Source organism: Pseudoalteromonas sp. DY56-GL79 (assembly GCF_041414765.1).
Lineage (GTDB): Bacteria > Pseudomonadota > Gammaproteobacteria > Enterobacterales > Alteromonadaceae > Pseudoalteromonas > Pseudoalteromonas piscicida.
The window spans coordinates 90,375-113,447 of sequence record NZ_JANHZS010000006.1 but is presented as its reverse complement, the minus strand read 5'-3'; the positions used below and the strand labels follow the sequence as shown (position 1 = coordinate 113,447).

The window sequence follows — 23,073 nt, the reverse complement described above, 5'->3', positions numbered from 1 at the left end:
CTACAAAATTTGAAAAATACGAAACACAATTTAGTTTTTCGGGAAAAATTGTGGAAATTTGCTATTTTTCTGGAAAATACTCATAGCCCTTATAACAAAGGGATTTACAGAAATCTTCCAGATTATACGTGTGACAGTAATGGGTTACCATGAGATAACCTCATGATTTAATTATCAAATAATCTTTTCATAATAAAACGTGAGCCGCAGACAAGCTCGCGTTTTTTATTCTCTATCTTACATGAGTTCAGGCATTCACTCAGTAGGTTAGATAGGATGCGAAGCAGCGCCATCCAACACTTTCTAAAAGACACGATATCAATAGGATTAGCAAAGATTAGAAATCAATATGACACAACCTAATCTATCTAGTATCGAGACTACTAGTACCTGTAATACTGAAATAATGCGATATGATTGTGCGCACGTCACTTTTAAACAATCGATTTGTATACAAGACTGATCCGTGGAAAGCTAGGAAAATACCGCGATGAAGTAGCTAACTTCAAAGAACAGATGTCACTAATGGCAGCTACTCACAACGCTCTTGCACTATCGAGCCATCAGTTTCTTAAAAGAATTCCTGATTTAGAGTGTGAACTACATTTGTTGAAGAAATAAACCTAGATGAAATAACTTCGAATTTGATAATATGAAAAATCAAAGGGATATTTCATGACTAAGGCTTTGACTTGTTGTACTTAATACGGTTTGCATCTGAATTTCATTCTATAATTGGCCATACTTATACAATAATTGCTGGCTTTGTAGCTATTGGTATCCCACTTTCAATTCAGTTTTCAGCCCAATATTCAGATAAACATGACAATGCTTTACTATCCACTCGATTGACAAGAGGGAAATATGTAAATCCAAAATCTATACTAAGTCTATCTTTTCTATACATGGTTTTAAGCTTATATTACTTAACTTTCGCATCTAGCAAGCACTCTTTTTTATCACTCAGCGCCACGCATCTAGATATTCTAAAGTTCAGCTTACCAATGCTATTCGCTGTACTAATTTTATGCACATTTTATTTCTACTGGCGACTTTTTAAAAAAATAACTGTCAAATCGAGCCTACAGATTCAAGACTACTTACAACTAGACGTTAAGAAAAACTCGAAGGCTAACCTTTTTATAAAGTTTTCCAAATCTCAGTTAGCGCATTTAAACCGCCGTTTCCCTTGGTTAACCAAATGCCTCGAAAGCCTCATAACAGAAGCGCCGATTCAAAAACAACCTTCAGCTGATATAGATAGCATCAATGCTGGGCTAGAATTACTGATATATAACATTGAAAAACGAAGCTGGAGTTTTGAATTTGAAGAAACCCTAAATCAATTTCATAAAGCTATTCACTTGCGCTACTTTAGTCATGACTCTGAAAAAAAACATAAGCTTTCTGAAACAGGTTTAGTTGTAGTAAAAAGTTACTGGAATACACTCTTAAGATTAGTAAAACACGCAAGAAAAAATGAAGATATTCCAATGTCTTTCCAAACACAGCGTTTAATTGCAAGCCTCATGTATAACATTGTTTATCATCCAATGAGAAGTTCAATCATAGCTGAGTCATTCTTAGAGCAGAGTAATTCCAAAATAAGTTTGGTTCAAGATATTTATGAGTTAGCTCGATGGCAAGACTATCAGTTAAATAAGGGTATAGATCTTATTTTAGAATGTGAATGGTTTGATGGAATATTCTACGCCCCAGATAATATAGAGCTTAAAAATATTAAAAGTAGCTTAGAAGGTTTAAGCTATCTCCATAACTTAGCTGTAGATGTATTTGATATAATCGCAAAACATCAGCCAAATACAGCAATAAAATTTGTAAAAAACATCTCGAGAGCAGCCAGCCATGGACAAGAACAGCAATTCATTTCCTACTATCTAGGTGCTCAGGAAACAGAGTGGCTGGCAGATTACTGGAGTGATTTTAATAAGATAACGTTCTGTGTCGAAAATATAGATAAATTAGTTGAAAAAATTGAGTCTTTATATAATGGCGAAGCATTTGAACAGTATAGAAATGGCATTTCCTCTAAGCCTCTGAGTAAACATTCACTAAAGTGCGCTTTATCCGTGATAAAACTTGATGAAATTTTTGAATGTATTCATCTAAAATTAGTAAAACGCATGGGTTGGAGCATTTCGGCCAGACTAGCTTATTATGAGAGATGGGTTGAATTTTACGAATGCCTTTATTGGAAGCAACCAAAAGAAGCCAATGCACACCACCTAGGCGAGACGCTTTTGGCCCACAGTACAAAAGAATTAGCTGACCTTATTTACTATGACCACCAACAAATAGAGCGCTACTGGAGGTTTCATGAAAGGCATGCAATCAAAGTTTATGTCTTCAGAGCATTTTTGTTTCAACTATGCTTTTTCGCTGAGCAAGGTGAGGAACCTAGCCTAATCTATACCTCTGGTGGCTTCGATGATATCCAAACTCAAATGAGTATTATCGAGTCACTGTTGGAGCAAGAACGGTACGTTAGAAATGTAAGACAGTGGAATGCAGTTGTCACGAAAGCATGTAAAAACCTTAGACACTCTATTGAGGCTTTAAATGATCGAAAAGTAAAGCTCATAAAAACTCAAAAAATAAACGAAATAAATTGGCAATCAGCACAAAAGTTGTTGGAAAATAACTGGGCTACAACGTTTGAATTAAAAGATGTAATGGACGTTAGTTATGTTAACACCGTTAACAGAAACAAATGCAAGTTACTGAAGTATAAAGTCCCAAGATCTGAACTCATCACAGAAAAAAGCAGCAATTCTGATATTTCTAGTATGATAAGACAAATGGAACGCAATTTCTTAAGCCAACTTTATAATAAATGTATTGATAGCGCGGAGCAGTGCGCATTTGAACTTAAAGAACAAGACCATGCATTATATTTCGCTCCTTTAAAAACCTTGCAGAAACTCAGGTTTAAGCGCTCAGGCTCTATGTACTGGAAAAGCTCAAGCTATAAAAGTGTACTAGCCATTCGTTCTGAGCATACCCAGGTACTAATCGACTGCACTAAAACCAAGATATCAATCACCAAGAACCTCTGCTCTAACAATAACTCCCCTTTGTTCATTTCTCTCGAGGATAAAAATGAGGATAAAGTACAAGTTAATGCAGAGATATACTTTGAGCTAGAGTTGTTGGAAGAGGGAGCGATTACTTTTTGTTGAATCACATAGTTGTGCTTGTGGACAAAGTGAGTGACTTAAATTTACTTAGAAACAACCCGACCTACAGCGTTGACAGTCATGAGTGGACCTTAATAACATCAAACTCAACTGTGCGGCGTACTTCCCAAACTTACCTTTTTGGGGTACATTTTGACCTATTGGCAAGCATCTGTTTGCTGTGCCCCAAAAGCTGCTTGAGCTTTTGTGTAAGCATCTCCAGCGCTAGAAGAAAGCTGTTCAATCAGACCCGCGCATGAGAAGCCTGAAAAGCTGAGGTAATCCATGGCAGATCTCACCGCTTGCTTGTTCCAATCAATGTCTAGGCTATCCACAGCTACAGTAGCATCAGCAACTTTGTAACCATCTCCAGCATCCGAAGAGAGTTGGCGGATAAGCCCCTTCCGTGAGAAGCCAGAAAAGCTGAGGTAATGTTTTGCAGACCTCACCGCCTGCTTGTTCCAATCAATGTCTAGGCTATCTACAGCTATAGTAGCATCATCAATTTTATAACCATCACCAGCATCCGATGATAGTTGGTGGATAAGCCCCTTCCGTGAGAAGCCCGAAAAGCTGAGATACTGCTTCGCAGACCTAACGGCGTTCTTTTGAGGCCCTGTTAGACTTTTCGCCCATGTGGGCTCGGCGATGGAGACAATAGAACCAATTAGCACAATGTAGATCCAGCTCAATACTTTCTTCATATATTACCCCTTTGGTACGTAGTCTTCGACAGGGTTGTGTAGCCTGACAATTTCTTAGTTCGGTCTTTCCGATAATTTCCAGTATTTACAGTCGAAGGTATCATGTGACCAGACCTTACGTCGTGCATCTTAGACACAAGTAGCAATATTCACAGTTCACCCGTTTCTGATTGCCATACTTACAGTTCCTAAACTAATAGAAGTATACTACGCACACACGAAATCACACATCTTGGAATAAGGACAAACTAATCGGTCAACGTAAGTCACTTAATGTTTCTCATATATTTGGGGGATTAGAGTTCGTCTTGAATTACAAGGAAAGACCAGAGAATTAGCGCTTTTTAATTTGGCTTTATTTAGATAGTAAGTTACGCGTACGCGGTTGTGATCTAGTTTAACTCAAAGTTTCTGATGTTGCCTACGGTATAAATGTAATATCCTGAGCACATATAGTGCAACAGAAGACAAATACGCCTGTGCAGTTCAAGAGTACCAAAAGCACTAGAAAGTCTATTCAAGAATGGATTACTGAAGCAAAGTTAAAGCCTAATAACTTTTTCTTTAAATCAAGAATTCATGTTTCAGAGCACATCTCTACTAGTCAGTACAGTAGGGTTTTTCGTGGTTGAATTGAATATCCCTTGCACTCAATGAGAAGAACTAAAGCCTATTTAACTTATCAGAAAACCAAGAACTTGAGAGTAGTACAGTTACTTCTGGGACATCAAAGCACTGTTAGGTATCTTGGGGTTGAAGTGGATAATGCACTGGAAGCTTCCGAGTCAATCGAACTATGACGTAAGTATTAGAGGCTGCTATTCTGCCTCACGCCATGAGCTTGAGCAGACATTAAGACATAACTTTATGATTAATAAGTTCACATAATACGCCAACTGGTTCTCGATTAATTCAAGTCTGTGTTCTAAATTAAGCTGTGATGCATCCCGTTAACTCAACAACCATAAGGAAATATTGTGAACAATTATCAACTTACCACAGAACAACTATTAAATCTTTTGAATCTACACTTGAAACAACATCCAGATTTTGTAGAAGGTATGTCTTTTGACGATCTAAGTGTATTATCAAATGGCACTTATGATGTCAGAGCGAATTTTAATTTTGGAGGTAAAACAATTGCTGAAAATTACAACTCTCATGGGTACATTTACAATGAAGTTTTTAACGACTTTTTAGTTTAATAAGTAAAAGAAGATATTTACCCTATAATGGCTTATTTTTACTTTAAACTTTTGTAGAGATAGGGTTCATTAACCCAGAAAAATATAGCCTCTTTTTCTGGAAAAGTCTTCTAGACTAGATGACGCGAAGGTTTCCAGAGAGTTCCAGATTTGGATGTACATAGTAAACAAATGCTATGAGGTAACAGACTGATTTAAATATCAAATTATCTATTAAAAATAAAACGCGAGCCGCAGACAAGCTCGCGTTTTTTATATGTTAACTCAATGCTTCAAGCGTTCATCTAGCAAATTGGATAGGTGTCATTGGTTCGCAAGCTCAGTCAATGCCTGCTTGATAAGCTCAGGATGGGTAAATGGGATCAGGTGCTCAGTTGATGATATTGGTAAGTATTGCCCACCACTGGTTTCAGCAACTTCTTGTGACCATTTTCTCCCCTCAGCCTCCCATTTTATTAGATTGCCTTTCACTTCCTCAGAGTCTGCATTGGCAATATCTAGTTTTTCAAACTCACTATCTATAACTGAAATCGGAATGCTGCTGTCTGGCTGCCAATTTCTTACTAACTCCAAGTCATCATGGTAGTTCATCATTTCGTGTACTCGAGTAAGTTGAGCTGCAACACTATGGCGGGTTTGCATGATGTGATTGAAATATTGCCAATCCATGTAGTCTGCAAACTCACTCCCTTCAAGCAGAGCTTCAATATGCGCCTGTTCTTCAGCTATTTTGCCATTCATCTTTTCTTGCCAATTACCGGCAGCAACATGATCAATCAAGTCTTGTCCGTATTGACGATAAACATCAACTGGGTAACCTTGATACTGAGCAATAGAATGTGGCAGCAAAATATCTGGGTCTAACCACAACATGCTTGCTATCTTTTGCTTAAATTCCTGTGATTTTTGCATCGCAATTAGCGGCACTGAATTACTATTTGCGTAACTCAGCAAATGCACATCACTGAGATTGAGCTTTTCAAATAGTACTGGAAGGTCGTGTGCAAATTTATTCATGGAAGGCGTGTCATCTACACTACTTAACCCCTGCCCTAGCCTATCAATGACGTAAACATTAAAACTGTCTGCCAAGTAAGGCTGTAGTAACGCGAACCAAGCACTGTCACTATGAAAATGCATATTCGCACCCGAGAGCATGACCACAGTTGGTCTATCAGTGTGCTGTTTTAATTGTCGAACATGGTAATAACCGTTGTTTACTGAGATAAGATCAGAACCTTGGGGCAGCGCATAACGACTTGTCGATTCAAAAAATGTCATTATCGATTCGGTGGTTTGGACAGGTGGTAAATTCCAGCTATGATGAGCCCCTTCTACACTAATTAGCTGCGTTTGAATATTGCGATTAGGATAGTGAGTTAACGTCACGCCTTCCGCTATTTCTTCATCAACAGATAAAGCAGCCTCATAATTTAAGTTAGCAATAATTTTAATTGCTTGAGGTGACGAGAGTAGCCCAAAATTTGCGTGACTTTTGCCATTATAAGGCAATACCGAGTCTGCTTTACCGTGCATAATTCGGTAGTTTGTAGGTGTCGAAAAATTACAGCTATCACCTAATTGGTAGGACATAGGTGCGGCAATCGTTACTATCGCATTAAACGTCTCCGAGCGGTTACATAATAGGTTTTGTACAAATAACCCGCCTTGAGAAAAGCCAGTCGCATAAATTTCACCGTCAATGACATCATATTTGGCTTTTATTTCCGCAATCATCTGATCAACAAAGCCTAAGTCATCTACACCTAAACGATGTGCCTTGTTACAACCACAGCCTTCATTCCACTCTTCATTTTTTGATTTGGGATAAACGACGATATAATCATCGCTTTGCTCATGTAGCTTGGTTAAACCTGCCATACCGTAAGCAGTGCCACCAGAACCATGAAAGGCTAACATCAGCTTGTACGCTTTATGCGACTTTTCAATCGGCTTCATATAATAGTAACGCCCATTGAGTTGATGAACCTCTAAACCATTTACGGGCTTTAACACTCCATCGTCATTGCTTGACGCCTTTTTGCTGTCGCTACTGCTGCCACAACCCGCGACTAAAGCTGCGAGTGTTAAACCTAACGCCTGTTTTAAAAACATTCGACTTGTCATGTTGGCCATTCCTATTTTATTGTTTTCATGTACTCTAAATACTTTGAAAAAGGCCGCGACGAATTCACATGAAATCGTTGTGAGGAATTCCTTACCAATAAATATAAACAATATAATCAAAGGGATAACAAATGCGCTATGAGATTGCAGCCATTCGGTTTGATACGGTTAATCGAACGCTGACGAGTAGCACAGACTCCATCAGACTTGAGCCTAAGCCTTACTTATTGCTACAAACCTTAATTGCAGCAAATGGTAATGTTGTTTCGCGCGATAAGCTCATTGCAGAAGTGTGGCAAGGTCGCGTAGTCACAGAAAGCGCAATCAATAAAGCCGTGTCGACGTTGCGCCAGTATATGAATAAATTAGATGGTAAAACTGAGTATATAGAGACTATCCCTACCCTTGGATACCGACTGATTCCCGCGGTCACAAGTCATACTCCGGCAACAATAAATAAGACCAGCTCCCAGATCGCGCCACTTTTAGGTGTTTCTCTACTTATTACCAGCGTATGTGCATTTATTGCCTATCAGTTCATGCAGCCAGCGCACAATAACGAACCACTCCTACCACAAAAATTAACGGGCCAGAGCGGTATTGAGCTGCAGTTAAGTAGCGCGCCAAAATATAAAAGCTTTAGTTACCTGCATCCTACCGACACTCAGCAGTCGGAGCTGTGGCTCAATCACAGCAAGCAAAATAGAAAGCTGTTTTCTGGCAACATAAGCGCACAAGCCTTAAGCTCAGACGCCAAACACATTGCCTATATCGACGATGATAATGGCTGTACCGTAAAACAGTTTGATATCACGCAGGCACAGCACATGACGCTATTTCCTTGCCAGCCTATCGAAAACATTAAACTAATATGGGGCGCAAATCCGCACGACATCATTTATCGAAAACGCACAAATATACATAGTGGATACGGCCTTTACCGTTTCGACTTGAATACAAAACAACATATCCAGCTAACGCTTCCTCCAACCTCAGGAAACCTCAGAGGCGACCACCTATTTAGTTTATCCACAACTAAAGACCAACTCGCCGCCGCACGCTACCTTGGAGAAGATAAGCACGAACTGACGGTGTACGATTACCCAAGCATGTCAGTAAAGAGCACCGTTAAGTTACCTTATAATCTCACGGCACTAACTTGGTCTGCCAGCGGACAATCTATTTACTTTAGCGCAGGTAGTAGCGTTTATCGCGCTGATATAAAATCGAGTAAAGCAGAACTGCTTCACAAGCTCACAGCACCAATCGAAAGCCTAGTATTACAAGATAGCAATGAGACCCTGCTCTTTAACCAATATAAGTTAACTAGCCTAATTCTCCTTTTCGACGCATCGGATCAAACCTTTTCACCACTTGTTGATAATCAGGCATTGAATCGCTTACCTCGCGCAAATCAAATGCCGCGAGTTTGGTATATTTCGGATCACGGCGCGCATTCCGCTTTATGGTCTATCGACACTGAAACACAACAACACACTCAAGTTGACTTGCCTCACATATTTAATTTTCAGCGCTTTCAACTTAACCACGATGCCTCAACAATACTGTATGAATATCAAGACGCTATTTACCAGTTTGCTATCAACAGCCAAAAAACAACACAACTTATAAGTCCTGAGCTTAAGCCTTACGTTGCCAATTACAGCCAAGATAACAACGAAATCATTTACAGCAGTGAACGCTCTGGTAGTTGGCAGTTATGGTCTCTAAATCTAATAACAAACCAACATCAGCAACTTACAACACAAGGTGGCTACAGCGGCTACAAGCTTAATAATGTGTTGTATTTTACCAAGTTTACACAACCCGGAATTTGGCAACTGGAAGACGGGCTAGAGTCTGTAGTTGTGACGGATGTACCAGTGAGCAATTGGTTGAATTGGCGACTCAGAGATAATGCGCTTTACTATGAAAAAGACAAAAGTATTTGGCGATTTGACCTGAAGACTAAACAAGAAAAGTTGTATTTCACCCCGCCACAACGATTTATTGGACAGTTTGATATATTGCAAAATGGCGATGTGATTTTCAGTGAGCTGAAGCAACCAAGTGGTGAGCTTTGGCAATTAACCGTAAAAAATTAAAGTACAAAAACAAAAAACCCAGCCGAGGCTGGGTTTTTATTGATTCTTGAAACGAATTACTTGATTTTCGCTTCTTTGAAGATCACGTGTTTACGAACCTTAGGGTCGAACTTTTTGATCTCCATTTTTTCAGGCATGTTACGCTTGTTCTTGTCGGTAGTGTAGAAATAACCAGTACCAGCAGTTGAAACTAAACGGATCTTATCACGCATGATTCAGCTCCTTAAACTTTTTCGCCGCGAGCACGGATATCTACTAATACCGCGTCGATGCCTTTTTTATCGATAATACGCATACCTTTAGTAGTAGTGCGTAGAGAAACGAAACGCTTTTCGCTTTCAACCCAAAAACGGTGTGTTTGTAGGTTAGGTAGGAAGCGACGCTTAGTAGCGTTGCGCGCGTGCGAACGGTGGTTACCAACCACTGGGCGCTTACCTGTAACTTGACAGACTTTAGACATGTCTATGTATCTCCAATAACTTCGCTCGAGCTTAATTTTCCCTTAAAGGCCTTTTAACTGCGTGCCCTAGGTAAAATCAAAGGGCGCTCTTTATACAGTATCTACAGGCAGAGATCAAGGATCTGATCCTACTGAAATCAGCTCATGGGTAAATTTGATAGCGGCCAATTATAATGATCCGAAGCCCACTAGGAAAGTAAAAACTGCATTTAAATTGAACTAATTTATAAAATTTATACAAATATGCTGATTTAACGAGCAAATTTCTTTTTTGGCCCTTTCTACATCGTAATTTTCACTGTTTAATTTTCGTGCTTATGCGTATATTTGGGCAGCAATACTCCACCAGCTACCTCACACTTCGAGTAAAAGTTGAGTGATCAAGCTCCATTCCATTTTGCTCAGTTCGAAAGGACAGCTTGAGAAAGCAAAACCCACCTGATAAAACAGCAACTCAGCTTAAATCAGTCCTCGTTCGGCAAACGAAATACAATGACTTCCGGCAACGATTAAATGGTCAAGTACATTAATATCAACTAGTGCCAAGCCTTGCTGCAATTTTTTCGTAATGAGTTTATCCGCTTCGCTGGGCTCTGCCACGCCCGATGGATGGTTATGGGCAAAAATCACAGCTGCACTATGGTATTTGAGTGCCGCCTTTACTACTTCTCTTGGATAAACCGAAGCTGCGTTAATTGTGCCGTGAAACAACACTTCATCTTTTATCAAGCGATTTTGGTTGTCTAGATACAGCACCATAAACACTTCATGCCCAAGCCCCCGTAGTTGAGCACTCAAATAGTCACGTACCGCTGTCGGGTTTTGAAATACCGTTTCTCTTAAGCACTCTTCTTTTAGATAACGCCGGCTTAGCTCCAAAACGGCCTGTAACTGAGTGTATTTGGCAACGCCTAAGCCTTTTAACGCTGAAAACTCTTCTAACGAGGCATTGAATAAACGCTGTAACGTTTGCTGTTCTTGCAACAAGGATTCGGCAAGCTCTATGGCATTTAATCCTTTGATCCCTGTGCGTAAAAAGATAGCCAATAACTCGGCATTAGATAACGCCTCAGGGCCTTGTTCTATTAACTTTTCTCTTGGCCGTGCGGATTTGGGTAACGCTGATATTTGCATCCTACTATTCCTTATATTTGTATGTCTCCTTGACTAAATTAAGCTTAGCGGGTGATCACGATTATTCAAAAGCAAACACAGACTGTGATATCTTTAGTTTATTGATACTGTGATCGTATAAAACAAACATGCAAAGAAATAAACGCCTCTTACTTGGGATCAGCGGTGGTATCGCTGCTTACAAATGCGCAGAACTTGTTCGCCGCCTAAAAGAACAGCAAATAGATGTCAAAGTGGTGATGACTGAGTCTGCCAAGCACTTTATCACGCCACTGACAATGCAGGCGGTCTCTGGTGAAATCGTTTCTGACTCTTTGCTTGACCCACAAGCAGAAGCATCAATGGGGCATATCGAATTTGCAAAATGGGCAGACCTAGTATTGGTTGCTCCTGCGACCTCGAATATCCTCGCCAAAATGGCGGCGGGTATTGCGGATGATTTACTGACCACATTACTACTCGCAACACCCGCGCCTGTTGCCGTAGCGCCGGCAATGAATCAACAGATGTATGCACATCTATCGACTCAAGCAAACCTTAACACCCTAGCTTCACGCCATGTCCAAATCTGGGGACCTGGTAAAGGTGAGCAAGCCTGTGGAGATGTAGGCGCAGGACGCATGCTTGAACCCCATGAGTTGGTACAACTGTGTTTAACAGCACTTCGCCCTACTGAGCAAGTATTAGCAGGAAAAACGGTAACTATCACCGCAGGGCCGACGCGCGAAGCATTAGATCCAGTGCGTTTTATTACTAACCACAGTTCAGGAAAAATGGGCTTTAGCCTTGCCGAGGCGGCAAAGGCTTTAGGTGCAAGCGTAAATCTGATCGCAGGGCCGGTTTCACTAAATACCCCCACAGGAATTACTCGACTTGATGTAGAAAGTGCTGAGCAGATGCAACAAGCTGCACTCGAATATGCCGTACAATCGGATATTTTTATCGGCTGCGCGGCGGTCGCTGATTACCGTGCAGCCACCGTTGCCGAGCAAAAGATTAAAAAGCAAGGCGATGAAATCACACTTACACTGGTCAAAAACCCCGATATCATCGCCACTGTCGCTGCACTAACACAGTCTCGTCCTTATACCGTTGGCTTTGCCGCTGAGACGCAGAATGTCGCCGAATATGCGCAAGGAAAATTAGTAAATAAAGGGTTGGATATGATCTGTGCGAATGATGTGTCGGATAGTACAGGTGGTTTTAATTCTGATAACAACACATTGACCCTATATTGGAAAAAAGACCGACTTGAACTCCCTCATTCTAGCAAAAAAGAGTTAGCACTCACTGTCATGCAAGCTATTGCCGAAAAGATAAAATAACCTTCATGTAAAAGACTGGAAAGAAACTGAATAAAACATTAACATGATACCCCGATAACGTGTAAACGAGTCGGGGTTTGCACTTCTGCGCATCACTCTCTGTGCTTAATAAACCCGGCAAAAACAATATAACAATTAGAAAAATAAGGGAAATTTCATGCCAGCGACAAAACGTAGTAATCGCAAAGAGCAAATTCTTCAATCACTCGCACAAATGCTGGAAACCAGCCCGGGACAGCGTATCACCACAGCTAAACTCGCTGCTGAAGTCGGGGTTTCAGAAGCTGCGCTTTACCGCCACTTTCCAAGTAAAGCGAGAATGTTTGAGGGGCTTATTGAGTTCATCGAAGATACGTTGCTGTCACGCATTAATTTAATCCTAGAAAACGAAAAAGAAACTCGTAACCGGATCTACAACATTCTTACTCTACTCCTAGCGTTTGCAGAGAAAAATCCTGGGATCACGCGTATTTTAACGGGTGATGCACTACAAGGTGAGCAAGAACGTTTACGTGAACGAGTGCAAAGCTTATTTGAAAAGCTTGAGACACAATTCAAACAAGTATTAAGAGAGCGTAAATTGAGAGAAGGTAAGGCGTTCACGAGTGAAGAAAGTGTTCTGGCTAACCTATTCTTAGCTTTTGTTGAGGGTAAGATGAACCAGTTTGTCAGAAGTGACTTTAAAGCAAAACCAACCGCGCAATTCGATAAACAGTGGGTTGAGCTTGAGAAAATCTGGCTTTAAGCACCTGCGGCTAGCCGCTTAAATACATCCGCACACCGCAGAGCATTTTAGTTTCACTGTTAAAAGTGATAAAAACGTCATAAATACATACTAAAATGCTCTAAACATGACTCTAAAACTCACTCTCTTAAGCGCAGCACTTTTTAGTGTAAGCAGCTTAGCAGCTAAACCCAGCCTTGAATTTAAAGATGTTTTTGATTTTCGTTACCCTCAGGGTACGGTGATCTCCGAACAAGGCACATTCCTCGGCCTAAGTGCAAAGCCTTATCGTGGTGACAGCGAAGGCCAAGTGTATTCTCTCAATAATAAAGCACTGATTGCATCGGTTCCCCGTGGCACGAACCCAGTTATCAATAAAAGTGGTCAATGGGTTGGCTTTACCCAACGCCCTACCCTACTTGAAAAAGAAACGGCAGATAAAAAGAAGAAGAAAACACTAAAAAACAACTTAGTGTTGGTGAACACCACAACCAAGGCCCAGCAAACCTTTAACTCGGTTAAAGATTATCAACTTTCAGACGATGGCCAATGGCTGGTGTACCGTGAGGATGCAAAAAAAGGCGACAACAAATCAGACGCAAAAGCGAATACAGACAAGCAAACTGATGAACTCAAAATCAGTGCAGATAAAGGCGATGACTCCTTAACACTTGTGGTGCTGAATCTTTCCAACAATGAAAGCACTCGCTATGACGACATCGCAGCATACAAAGTGGCGCCAAGTAGTAACGCTATCTTGGTCAATCAGCAAAGCGAAGACGGCAGTAAAAACCGTGTTGCCGTTATTGACTTAGCAAGCAATCAAATCACAAGTCTTATTGATGAGCCCGGTGTGACTTTAGGAGACATTGCTTGGCAACCCAATTCTCAACATGTCGCTTTTTATTTAGGTAATTATGTCAACGATGACAAGCGCCGCCGCGACTACCAACTCAAATTATGGTCTCCAACAAGCAATAAAATAACCGACATCCACAACCCAAGCGGTTGGTTTTCAGGTAAGACAGCATCAATCAAATGGTCTGAAGATGGCTCACGACTGTTTTTTGAAAATCGTCCACAGCTTGAAGAAAAAGCCAAAGTGCTTAAATACACAGATGAAAGCTCACTTTTTGATTACGATACCATTCGCCAGCAAAAAGGCTTAAAGGTTTGGCACAATGCCGATCCTGAAATCAAAACTCGAGAAATAAAAACATGGAATGAAAGCCGTCGAGATCAACATTATCAAGCGGTTTATCATATTAATGGCGAGCGTGTAGTACAGCTTGAAAACCTTCAAGTGCCTGCTATTTCATTGCGCACAAACGCAAATTTTGTGCTGGGCAGCGACGATACTCCCTACCTAAAGCAGATTATGTACAAAGGCTTTTATCGCGACTACTACAGCGTTGATATCAGCAATGGTGATAAACAACTCATTGTTAAAGAAAGTTCAAATCGCCCTACCGTCGCGCCTGATGGTAAACATGCGGCCTATTTCGACGGCGAACAAGTCTGGTTGAAATCGCTATCCACACAACAGCTTACCCCGGTCAGCAAAGCGGTTAAAAACGCACTATTTGCTGATGATAAACATGATAAACCAGAACCAAACGAAGGGTTTGGATTTGCTGGTTGGCAGCTCGATGGTTCGACGCTCTACGCCTACAGTAAATATGATATTTGGGCATTTGATACCAAAACGGCAAAAGCAACTCGACTAACTGACGGCTATAAGACCCAAACACAATACCGCATTGAGTATAAAGATAAGGACAAGCTAGGCTTTAACCCAGACGATACCTTACTGTTAAGTGCGCACAACCTCGAAAATAAACAAACGCATATTGCAACGCTTTCCCTACAAGATAACAAGTTGCGAACTGTTTTGTCTGGCGAAGCTAAATATGGTGTAGTGAGAAAAGCCAAAGAAGCGGATACCTATATTTTCACAAGGCAGTCTTATCAAGAGTTTCCTGATTATTGGGTCTCAGATGGCAGCTTTAATAACCCGACAAAACTCACAGATTTAAACCCACAGCAGCAGACATTTGCTTGGGGCCAAAAACCTGAACTTGTGAAGTACAAAGGCTACGATGGCGAAGATCTTCAAGGCGTGTTAATCAAACCTGCTGATTATAAAGCTGGTGATAAAGTGCCAGTGGTGATTTACTTCTACCGCTATATGAGCCAGCGCATGTATGACTTCCCGAAAATGGAGCTAAATCACAGACCAAACCTGCCAATGTATACCTCAAACGGTTATGCGATATTCTTGCCTGATATTCGTTTTGAAATCGGTCACCCTGGGCGCTCTTCAACACAAACCATGATCAATGCAGCACAGGCGCTGATTGATACAGGTGTTGCGGATCCGGATAAAATTGGCTTACAAGGCCACTCTTGGGCTGGTTACCAAAGTGCATTTATGATCACACAGACAGATATGTTTAAAGCGGTTGTGTCTGGCGCGCCAGTATCTAATATGACCTCTGCGTTCAGTGGGATCCGTTTAGAATCGGGTCTTGCAAGACAGTTCCAGTACGAAACAGGCCAAAGCCGTATCGGTAAACCGCTAACAGAAGCGCCTGAATTATATATAGAAAACTCTCCAGTGTTTTACGCAGATAAAGTAAACACGCCAATTTTGATCATGTTTGGTGATAACGACGGCGCAGTGCCTTGGCAAGAAGGTATTCAATACTATTTAGCCTTAAGAAGACATGATAAAGACGCTATTTTCTTGCAATACGAAGGTGAACCGCACCATCTGAAAAAGCTGCCAAATCAGCTAGATTATTCAATTCGTATGAAAGAATACTTTGATTATCACCTGAAAGGATTGCCACCAGCAGAGTGGATTCAATCCGGTGAAGCATTTATCACTGAAGAGTAAGCAACTCCACAGGTATTCATCGTCAAGGACACCATCGCGGTGTCCTTTTTTTGGCAACAAATTACTCATTCCTTTGTTTTACTTTTATCTAGAAATGTTTTGTTTCAACTTTCATCCGTATAATTTCGTTATAAAAAAGCTCATATCTCCATTACATTTGACGGTTTTACAAACGAACCATTGAACTTTCAGTAGATGCGTTGTAAGTTCTATGTTGCAGGAACATTTTCCTACTCTGCTAATAAATAAATAAATAAGGAAATAAGATGAAACTTTCTAACCTATCAGCAACGATCAGGCTATCTCTACTGGCTTGTTCAACGCTGACTGCAGGCGTATCAGGTATCGCCCACGCTGAAGAAACAGATGCCAACGCTACTAATAGCGTAGAACGAATTGAGGTTACTGGTACTCGTATCAAGCGAGCTGCCATGACCGGTGCGAGCCCTGTAACAAGTGTTACGGCCGAAGACATTAAAGTTGCAGGTATTACTAGGGTAGAAGATCTACTCAACGATATGCCTGCAATCTTTGCTGACCAAACTTCAGGCCAAGCAAATGGAGCTACAGGTACCGCAACAGTAAACCTTCGTAACTTAGGCACAGAACGTACATTGGTACTCGTTAATGGACGTCGCTTGCCTTCTGGTTCTCCTGTTGCTGGTGGTATCGGTGCTGACCTTAACCAAATCCCAGCAGCTTTAGTTGATCGTGTCGATGTGTTAACTGGAGGTTCGTCAGCAACATACGGCTCAGACGCTGTTGCTGGTGTTGTAAACTTTATCATGAAAGACGACTTTGAAGGCTTCCAAGTTGAGTATCAAGGTAGTGTTTATCAACATGATAACGACCACAAAGACATGCAACGAGCACTAAAAGACAGAGGCTTCCCGGTACCTGACGGAAGTCAATGGGATGGCGACACCCATGATATCTCTCTGACTTTTGGTGCAAACTCTGCAGATGGCCGTGCTAACATCACAGGTTACGCGACTTGGCGTGATATCGAAGAGGTGACACAGGATAACCGTGACTACAGTGCCTGTGCTATGAATATAAACGCGACAGGTACACGTGTCTGTGGTGGTTCAGGAACAATTCCTGATGGCCGTATTACCGATTTCGATACCTATGACTACAAAGTATCTGGTACCGATCTAGTTCCTACAGCTGGCACAGTGTACAACTACGGTCCACTAAACTATTTCCAACGTCCAGACAAACGTAAAACATTTGGTTTGCTAGGTCACTATGATTTTAACGACAGCCATACGTTTTACGCTGAGTTTAACTACATGGACAACCGGACAGTGGCTCAGATCGCACCTTCTGGTTCATTCCTGAATCAAGTTGATATTAGCTGTGATAACCCACTACTTTCAGCTTCACAAAGAAATACGCTTTGCGGACCTGATGGTGTTGCAACAGATGGTGTTGTTAAGGGTGCTTTCATCGGTAAACGTAATGTTGAAGGTGGCCCTCGTCAAGACGATATTCGCCATACCTCAACTCGTTTTGTACTAGGTGTTCGCGGTGAAATCGATGACAACTGGACTTATGATGCGTATATGAACTTTGGTAACGTATCATATGCTCAGACTTACCAAAACGACATGTCTACAACCAGAATCATTCGTTCATTACAAGCAACAACAGATGATGACGGTAACGTGGTATGTAAGTCAGTTGTAGATGGTAGCGATCCAACCTGTATTCCTTGGAATATTTTCGATCCAGCGAACATCACTCAAGAGCAAATCGACTATCTAACTATTCCTCTATTTGCTCGTGGTGACACGAGAACAAAACAAATTAGTGGTTATGTTACTGGTGACCTTACTGAGTACGGTGTTGTAGTACCTGGGACTTCCACTGGTGTGGGCGTGGTATTTGGTCTTGAGCACAGAAAAGAGTCGCTAGACTTCAATCCGGATCAAGGCTTCCAGTCGGGTGACGGTGCAGGTCAAGGTGGTCCAGTTCTTGGCGTAAGTGGTGAATTTGACGTCAATGAATTCTTTACTGAATTCAACGTACCTTTAGTTGAAGACTCTGAATTTGCTGATTATATTACTTTAGAGTTAGCTTACCGCTACTCTGATTATTCAACGGATAAAACAACTAACACCTATAAAGGTGCGTTTGATATCCGCGTTAACGATCAACTTGGTTTGAGAACAAGCTTCCAACGCGCAGTGCGTGCAGGTAACGTACGTGACCTATTCAGATCTGCTGGTTTAGGTTTGTTTAACTGGGAAGATCCATGTGGTGGAGCGAATCCAACTCTAACCGTTGAACAGTGTGCTAGAACAGGTCTCGATCCATCTAAATATGGTTCAAACGCACTGATCAACCCAGCAGGTCAATACAACAGTATCACTGGTGGTAACCCAGACCTAGAGCCTGAGAAGTCAGATACTATCTCGTTTGGTATTCTATTATCTCCTGAAGCCATTGAAGGTTTAGACATTGCGATTGACTACTTCGACATTACTGTTGAAGACGCAATTCAAGAAATCCCTGAAGCAACAATCTTCAATCAGTGTGCGATTAATGGTAACGACGAGTTCTGTGGACTGATTAACCGTGGTCCGACTGGTTCTTTATGGCTAGGTCAGGATTCAATCACTGCAATTGATACCAACATTGGTAGCGTAGAAACAAGCGGTATCGATTTTGATGCATCTTACCGTTATAACCTACCTGATGATATGGGTCTTTTACGCTTCAAGCTAATCGGTACATGGCTAGATAAGTATGCGACGCAGAACTTACCAGGTGGTGATATTGACGATTGTGCAGGTCGTTGGGATAGAGCCGTATGTGAATACCCTGTTCCTGACTTTAAGTCAAACTTCTCAACAACTTGGGTAACGCCTTGGGATGCAAACATTACAGCAACCTATCGTTATGTAAGTGAAGTGAAGGAATTCGCTCGAAATGACGACGGTCAAGTAATCGATGGACCAGTTCCAATGACTGCGCGTGACTACGTTGATATTGCAGTAACATGGAATGCTTCTGATAACCTGCAATTCCGCGGTGGTGTAAATAATATCTTTGATAATACTGCTCCACTAGTACCAAATGGTCCTGCAGGCCCTGCAAATGGTAACACTTACCCTGGTTTCTATGATTCTTTGGGTCGCTATATCTTCGCAGGTTTCACATTTAGACTGTAGTCTAATCCCGCAAGATTTAGTCGTAATTATCAGCCCTCGCAAGTTTAAAGCTGCGAGGGCTTTTTAGTTTAATGTCACTCTCACATCACTAGTTAATCATGATGATTAAAAGGTAAACACCTATTAATTGCTAACCTAACATCAAAACCTTTCTAATAGGGTGAGCTATTTTTGAGGCTAGAAAGTCTTGTCGCTTGCTCCGCACCCAGCTAGCAGCAATGCACCTAGTTGTTCTAAAAAAGAAGTTTTAACGCAGCTAGCGTCAGATCTCCCCCTCACATTGAGTGGGTATTAAGACTATTTGGTATTAAAACATGAGATACCATGCACACAATAATATCTATCACCGCTAACGTTCATACATCGTAATCACAATTAAATAACCTGAGCTTCGGATAATTAATGCCTTTCTAGCAGCCAGTTTTAGCGCTAGCTGCGTTGAATTCACTTCCAATAGCCAGCTATTGGTGCATAAATTCGCCTTGTTATCCCTAAAACTGTCTGGCTAGATAAGGGGATAATTTAATGTGTTATTAAAAACAATGAGTTAGCTCATTCCTTATCCAAACCTCAGGTTAAATAAGTGGAGATAGTCAGGAAAGATAAAGCGTAATTTAAACTTGAGAGAGAAAGAAAGGTAATTGCTCTAAAAGAGGAGTTTTCAGCGCAATTCGCAACCGTTTCCTCAATTAGAGCAAATAATTAGACTGCTCGTGCTAGTCTAACAAAGCGAAATTTACTGACCACCCTGAACGCCAACAGTACTCTGCTGTCGGTTAAGCATGTCTTTTGCCGCACGTCGATCATGTTCGATCTGGTCTTTAGTACGACATCTTCGTTTTGTAAACTTACTACCAGTGATGATATCTTGCTTGCAGTATAAATCATCTTGATTCTTAGCTATCGTGCTCTCATTATTGTTTTTTGCCGACTCGGTCGTTGAATTACAACCCGTCAGAAGCACCAATAGGACAACACAAACTCCTGCGATTTTCATAGCAAATCCTTTATTATTGATAATACAAAGTACCTAAGTACACTTAAGAACGGAGTGTTCAAACTTTAGTCTAATCAACATTACAAAGAAAAGCAATTGCACCGATTTTCACAACACAATAGACTAATTTGATTCTAAAAATTCAAGTAAGTCTTGTTCAGGCATTGGTTTTGCTAATAAAAATCCCTGTACTTCATCGCAGCCAAGCTTTTGTAACACCGTCATTTGCTCTTCTGTCTCAACGCCTTCTGCAATTGTTTTTAGACCAAGATGCTGGCCTAAAGAGATGACAAGATCGGCAATTGCACCGCTGTCATCATGAGGGATATCTTTGACAAAAGCACGGTCAATTTTAAGCCGTGCTAAAGGTAGTTTTTGCAAATAGCTCAAAGAAGAAAATCCAGTACCAAAGTCATCAATGGCCACCTCAACACCAAATTCTTGTAACTCTTGGAGTGTATTGATCACAGAGTTTACCTCATCCATGACTACACTTTCTGTCACTTCGAGCTCAATATGCTTAGGCTCCACATTAAACGACAAGATAGTGTCCTTAACCTGCTGTGCATAGTTTGGCACCTTAAACTGCGGCACAGAGACGTTAACAGCAATGCTAAGCTCACCGAACCCCTGTTGCTGCAAAGTTGCCTGCAACTGACAGGCTTGTTCTAATACCCATTGGCCAATTTCGACAATAAGCCCTGCATTTTCCGCAAGCGGAACAAAAATCGCAGGGGAAATATAATTCCCGTTTCCAGAAGGCCAACGCAACAAAGCCTCACAGCCAATCACCTTGCGATCAGCAATAGAAAACTGAGGCTGATACCAGACCTCGAGTTTTTTCATCTCAAAATCTTGCCTGAGCTGTCTTATTAACCCCAGCTTCCAAGCCATTTTTTCTTCTAAATCCGGGGTATACCAATCCAATGGAATACTCGACTGTTTTGCTTGGTTAAGCGCAATATACGCAAGTTTTAAGGTTTCTATTCCTTGCGGTTGAAAGTCTTCTTGACGGCACACTCCAATATGAAAGTGCATAGTCAACAAATGCTCCCCGACATGGTAGGGCACGCACAAGTTATCAATAAAAGACTCTTCATCAAACTGCGACTCTGGCATTAAAAAGCCAAACACATCCGCACCAATTCGTGAAATTAACTGGGCCTCAGGAAACTCAATACTAATTCGCTCAGCAACTCCTAATAACAGCAAGTTCCCAACTTCTTGGCCTAACCCGTTATTGATGTCAGAAAATTGAGCAATATCAACAAGAATAAAAACGAGCGACTGTTGTTGGTTAAAGTAAGACTCTATTTTCTCGATAAAATTAGCGCGATTAGGCAGTTTGGTAAGATTATCTTTGTAAGCAACCTCACGTAATTCGTTGAATAGCTTAATATTATCAAGACCAACTCCAACGTTCGTGAGGAATATCTCAGCAAACTTCAATTGCGCTTCCGATGGCTCAGCCTCTAGCTCTAAATAAATGGCTGCTTTTTTGTTTTTGCTTTCAAGTAAGAAGGTAATGTCATGCGCGGTAGATTGGTGGGATTCGGTATCAATACAGTTTTGCACTTGCATGATGACACGACCATTATCAAGCTGCTCTATACCATGGCCAAAGAATTCGCGGTACTGCTCACTACCACCAAACACCCTTAAATGCATATCATCATCTAGGTAGCCACTCACTAAGCCTTCGCCTGACGCATCTAAAATATTTGCCAATTGGGCAACGACCGCCGCTGCAAAGGAACCCATATCGGTATGACCGAGTATGGCACGAGAAGCTGAAAGGATCTGCTCTAGTGCATAGCTTTGCGCTTCGAGCTCACAAATTTGTTGATAAGAACGGATAGCGGTAAGTAAAGAAGTAACCAATTTGCTGCGGGTGAGTTCTGTCTTCATTTTATAATCGTTAATATCGAACTCACGAATGATCTTTTCTTCCGGTGCATAACCCGGTTGACCTGTACGCATAATAATACGTACTGCCATATTTTTGATTTCTTCGCGCACTCGACGCACGACATTAAGACCTGCGTCGTCGGTTTCCATCACTACATCGAGTAAAAGGATACTGATATTATTTTGTTCTTTTAAAATCTCAATGGCTTCTTTGCCAGAATAGGCGTGAAAAAACCTGAGCTTTTTGCCCCAAAACTCTAAATTAGACAGCGCAAGTTTAGTAACAGAATGGATCTCAGGATCATCATCAACGACTAAGACATCCCAAAAAGCACTTGTCGTTTCTTCTTCTTGAGTAACTTCTTCGTGCTCTGCAAACAAATAATCTTCTTGCTCAGGTGCCATGTTTTACCCTTTAAATCCGCACTACTCTTTAATTATAGGCACTGATTCACTCCAGTGTTTACCATCTTACAAAATATGGTACATTTTTACTATTACAGTTCTGTTTGATTAACATACATGAAATATTATAGTCGAGCATAGAACAAAATAGATGATTTAGCATACTTTTTACCAAAGAGGATTCTGTATCAAACGTTTATCTACTCCTATTAGAATGCTGATGATTTTGGCACTTGTCATTGTGATTGCTGGTTTAGCGATGCCACACCATTATAAAGTGGTAAAAAGCACCGATATTTCTGCAAATAACACAACACTCTCTCCATTGGTATTATCCCATTGGCCAGCATTATTTAATTGGCAAGCAACCGAAGACATCCACTTTCGTATTTTACCGAAAAAGCAACGAGTAGGTGGTTCAGCAGTGTTAGTGCATCCTTGGGGAGAAGCTGAAATGACCATCACCAAAATCAACGAACAGAGTTTAGAGCTGTCATTACATTTGGACGATGAACATTTAGCCAAAATCAGCCTTAATTTGTTGACCGTTCAGGCCGATAAAAAACTGACCATCACGATTGAAGGAAGAGCTAATACGCCATTTATTGGCAGTTTTATCGCACTTTTTATGCAGCAGTATTTACAGCAACTAACTAACTCTGCAGTGAACCATATGCACACACTGTATAAACTACGAGCTTGAT

At 41.1% G+C, this 23,073-nt stretch carries 15 protein-coding genes; 8 read left to right on the top strand and 7 right to left on the bottom strand.

The features are described from left to right. The first annotated feature begins 692 nt into the window (after nucleotides 1-692). A complete protein-coding gene (locus NO992_RS06090) occupies nucleotides 693-3,200 on the top strand; it encodes a hypothetical protein (protein WP_371375162.1) in 2,508 nt (835 codons plus the stop codon). Nucleotides 3,201-3,355: 155 nt separating this feature from the next. Here the strand turns inward: NO992_RS06090 and NO992_RS06085 are convergent, their stop codons facing one another. Continuing rightward, complete coding sequence (locus NO992_RS06085) at nucleotides 3,356-3,901, bottom strand: Ltp family lipoprotein (protein WP_211858719.1); 546 nt, start codon at nucleotides 3,899-3,901, stop codon at nucleotides 3,356-3,358. A 977-nt stretch (nucleotides 3,902-4,878) separates the two neighbouring features. On the opposite strand from NO992_RS06085, the gene NO992_RS06080 reads away from it, so the two are divergent. Further along, nucleotides 4,879-5,106: a hypothetical protein gene (locus tag NO992_RS06080; RefSeq protein WP_211858720.1), complete on the top strand. Its 228-nt coding sequence runs from the start codon at nucleotides 4,879-4,881 to the stop codon at nucleotides 5,104-5,106. Between the two features lie 303 nt (nucleotides 5,107-5,409). Here the strand turns inward: NO992_RS06080 and NO992_RS06075 are convergent, their stop codons facing one another. Further along, entirely contained in the window at nucleotides 5,410-7,233 is a 1,824-nt protein-coding gene (locus NO992_RS06075; protein WP_371375155.1) for an alpha/beta hydrolase, read from the bottom strand. A gap of 131 nt (nucleotides 7,234-7,364) precedes the next feature. On the opposite strand from NO992_RS06075, the gene NO992_RS06070 reads away from it, so the two are divergent. After that, nucleotides 7,365-9,338, top strand: a complete 1,974-nt coding sequence (locus tag NO992_RS06070) for a winged helix-turn-helix domain-containing protein (protein ID WP_371375152.1) — start codon at nucleotides 7,365-7,367, stop codon at nucleotides 9,336-9,338. A 56-nt stretch (nucleotides 9,339-9,394) separates the two neighbouring features. Here the strand turns inward: NO992_RS06070 and rpmG are convergent, their stop codons facing one another. The 3 genes from rpmG to radC all read right to left on the bottom strand — a co-directional run bounded on the left by rpmG (nucleotide 9,395) and on the right by radC (nucleotide 10,932). Next, on the bottom strand, nucleotides 9,395-9,550 hold the full coding sequence (rpmG, locus tag NO992_RS06065) for a 50S ribosomal protein L33 (RefSeq protein WP_010364212.1): 156 nt from the start codon (nucleotides 9,548-9,550) through the stop codon (nucleotides 9,395-9,397). An 11-nt stretch (nucleotides 9,551-9,561) separates the two neighbouring features. Then, nucleotides 9,562-9,798: a 50S ribosomal protein L28 gene (gene rpmB / locus NO992_RS06060; RefSeq protein WP_010376746.1), complete on the bottom strand. Its 237-nt coding sequence runs from the start codon at nucleotides 9,796-9,798 to the stop codon at nucleotides 9,562-9,564. 459 nt (nucleotides 9,799-10,257) lie between these two features. Then, the gene (gene radC, locus NO992_RS06055) at nucleotides 10,258-10,932 is read right to left on the bottom strand and encodes a DNA repair protein RadC (protein ID WP_017219072.1); all 675 of its coding nucleotides are present in this window, start codon (nucleotides 10,930-10,932) and stop codon (nucleotides 10,258-10,260) included. A gap of 128 nt (nucleotides 10,933-11,060) precedes the next feature. Here radC and coaBC point away from each other — a divergent pair, with 128 nt between their 5' ends. The 4 genes from coaBC to NO992_RS06035 all read left to right on the top strand — a co-directional run bounded on the left by coaBC (nucleotide 11,061) and on the right by NO992_RS06035 (nucleotide 19,059). Further along, nucleotides 11,061-12,257 carry a bifunctional phosphopantothenoylcysteine decarboxylase/phosphopantothenate--cysteine ligase CoaBC gene (gene coaBC / locus NO992_RS06050; protein WP_371375147.1) on the top strand — a complete coding sequence of 399 codons (1,197 nt, stop codon included), beginning with the start codon at nucleotides 11,061-11,063 and terminating at the stop codon, nucleotides 12,255-12,257. 157 nt (nucleotides 12,258-12,414) lie between these two features. Then, nucleotides 12,415-13,002, top strand: coding sequence for a nucleoid occlusion factor SlmA (gene slmA / locus NO992_RS06045; RefSeq protein ID WP_010376740.1), 588 nt, complete (start codon nucleotides 12,415-12,417; stop codon nucleotides 13,000-13,002). A gap of 106 nt (nucleotides 13,003-13,108) precedes the next feature. Then, complete coding sequence (locus tag NO992_RS06040) at nucleotides 13,109-15,880, top strand: prolyl oligopeptidase family serine peptidase (RefSeq protein ID WP_371375144.1); 2,772 nt, start codon at nucleotides 13,109-13,111, stop codon at nucleotides 15,878-15,880. A gap of 266 nt (nucleotides 15,881-16,146) precedes the next feature. Further along, entirely contained in the window at nucleotides 16,147-19,059 is a 2,913-nt protein-coding gene (locus tag NO992_RS06035) for a TonB-dependent receptor plug domain-containing protein (RefSeq protein WP_371375141.1), read from the top strand. Between the two features lie 736 nt (nucleotides 19,060-19,795). Here the strand turns inward: NO992_RS06035 and NO992_RS06030 are convergent. Continuing rightward, the gene (locus tag NO992_RS06030) at nucleotides 19,796-20,056 is read right to left on the bottom strand and encodes a hypothetical protein (RefSeq protein WP_010376734.1); all 261 of its coding nucleotides are present in this window, start codon (nucleotides 20,054-20,056) and stop codon (nucleotides 19,796-19,798) included. A 123-nt stretch (nucleotides 20,057-20,179) separates the two neighbouring features. After that, nucleotides 20,180-22,369, bottom strand: coding sequence for an EAL domain-containing protein (locus tag NO992_RS06025; protein WP_253105391.1), 2,190 nt, complete (start codon nucleotides 22,367-22,369; stop codon nucleotides 20,180-20,182). A 220-nt stretch (nucleotides 22,370-22,589) separates the two neighbouring features. Between NO992_RS06025 and NO992_RS06020 the strand changes: the two genes are divergently transcribed. Then, nucleotides 22,590-23,072 carry a hypothetical protein gene (locus tag NO992_RS06020; protein WP_010376729.1) on the top strand — a complete coding sequence of 161 codons (483 nt, stop codon included), beginning with the start codon at nucleotides 22,590-22,592 and terminating at the stop codon, nucleotides 23,070-23,072. Nucleotide 23,073: the final 1 nt, after the last annotated feature.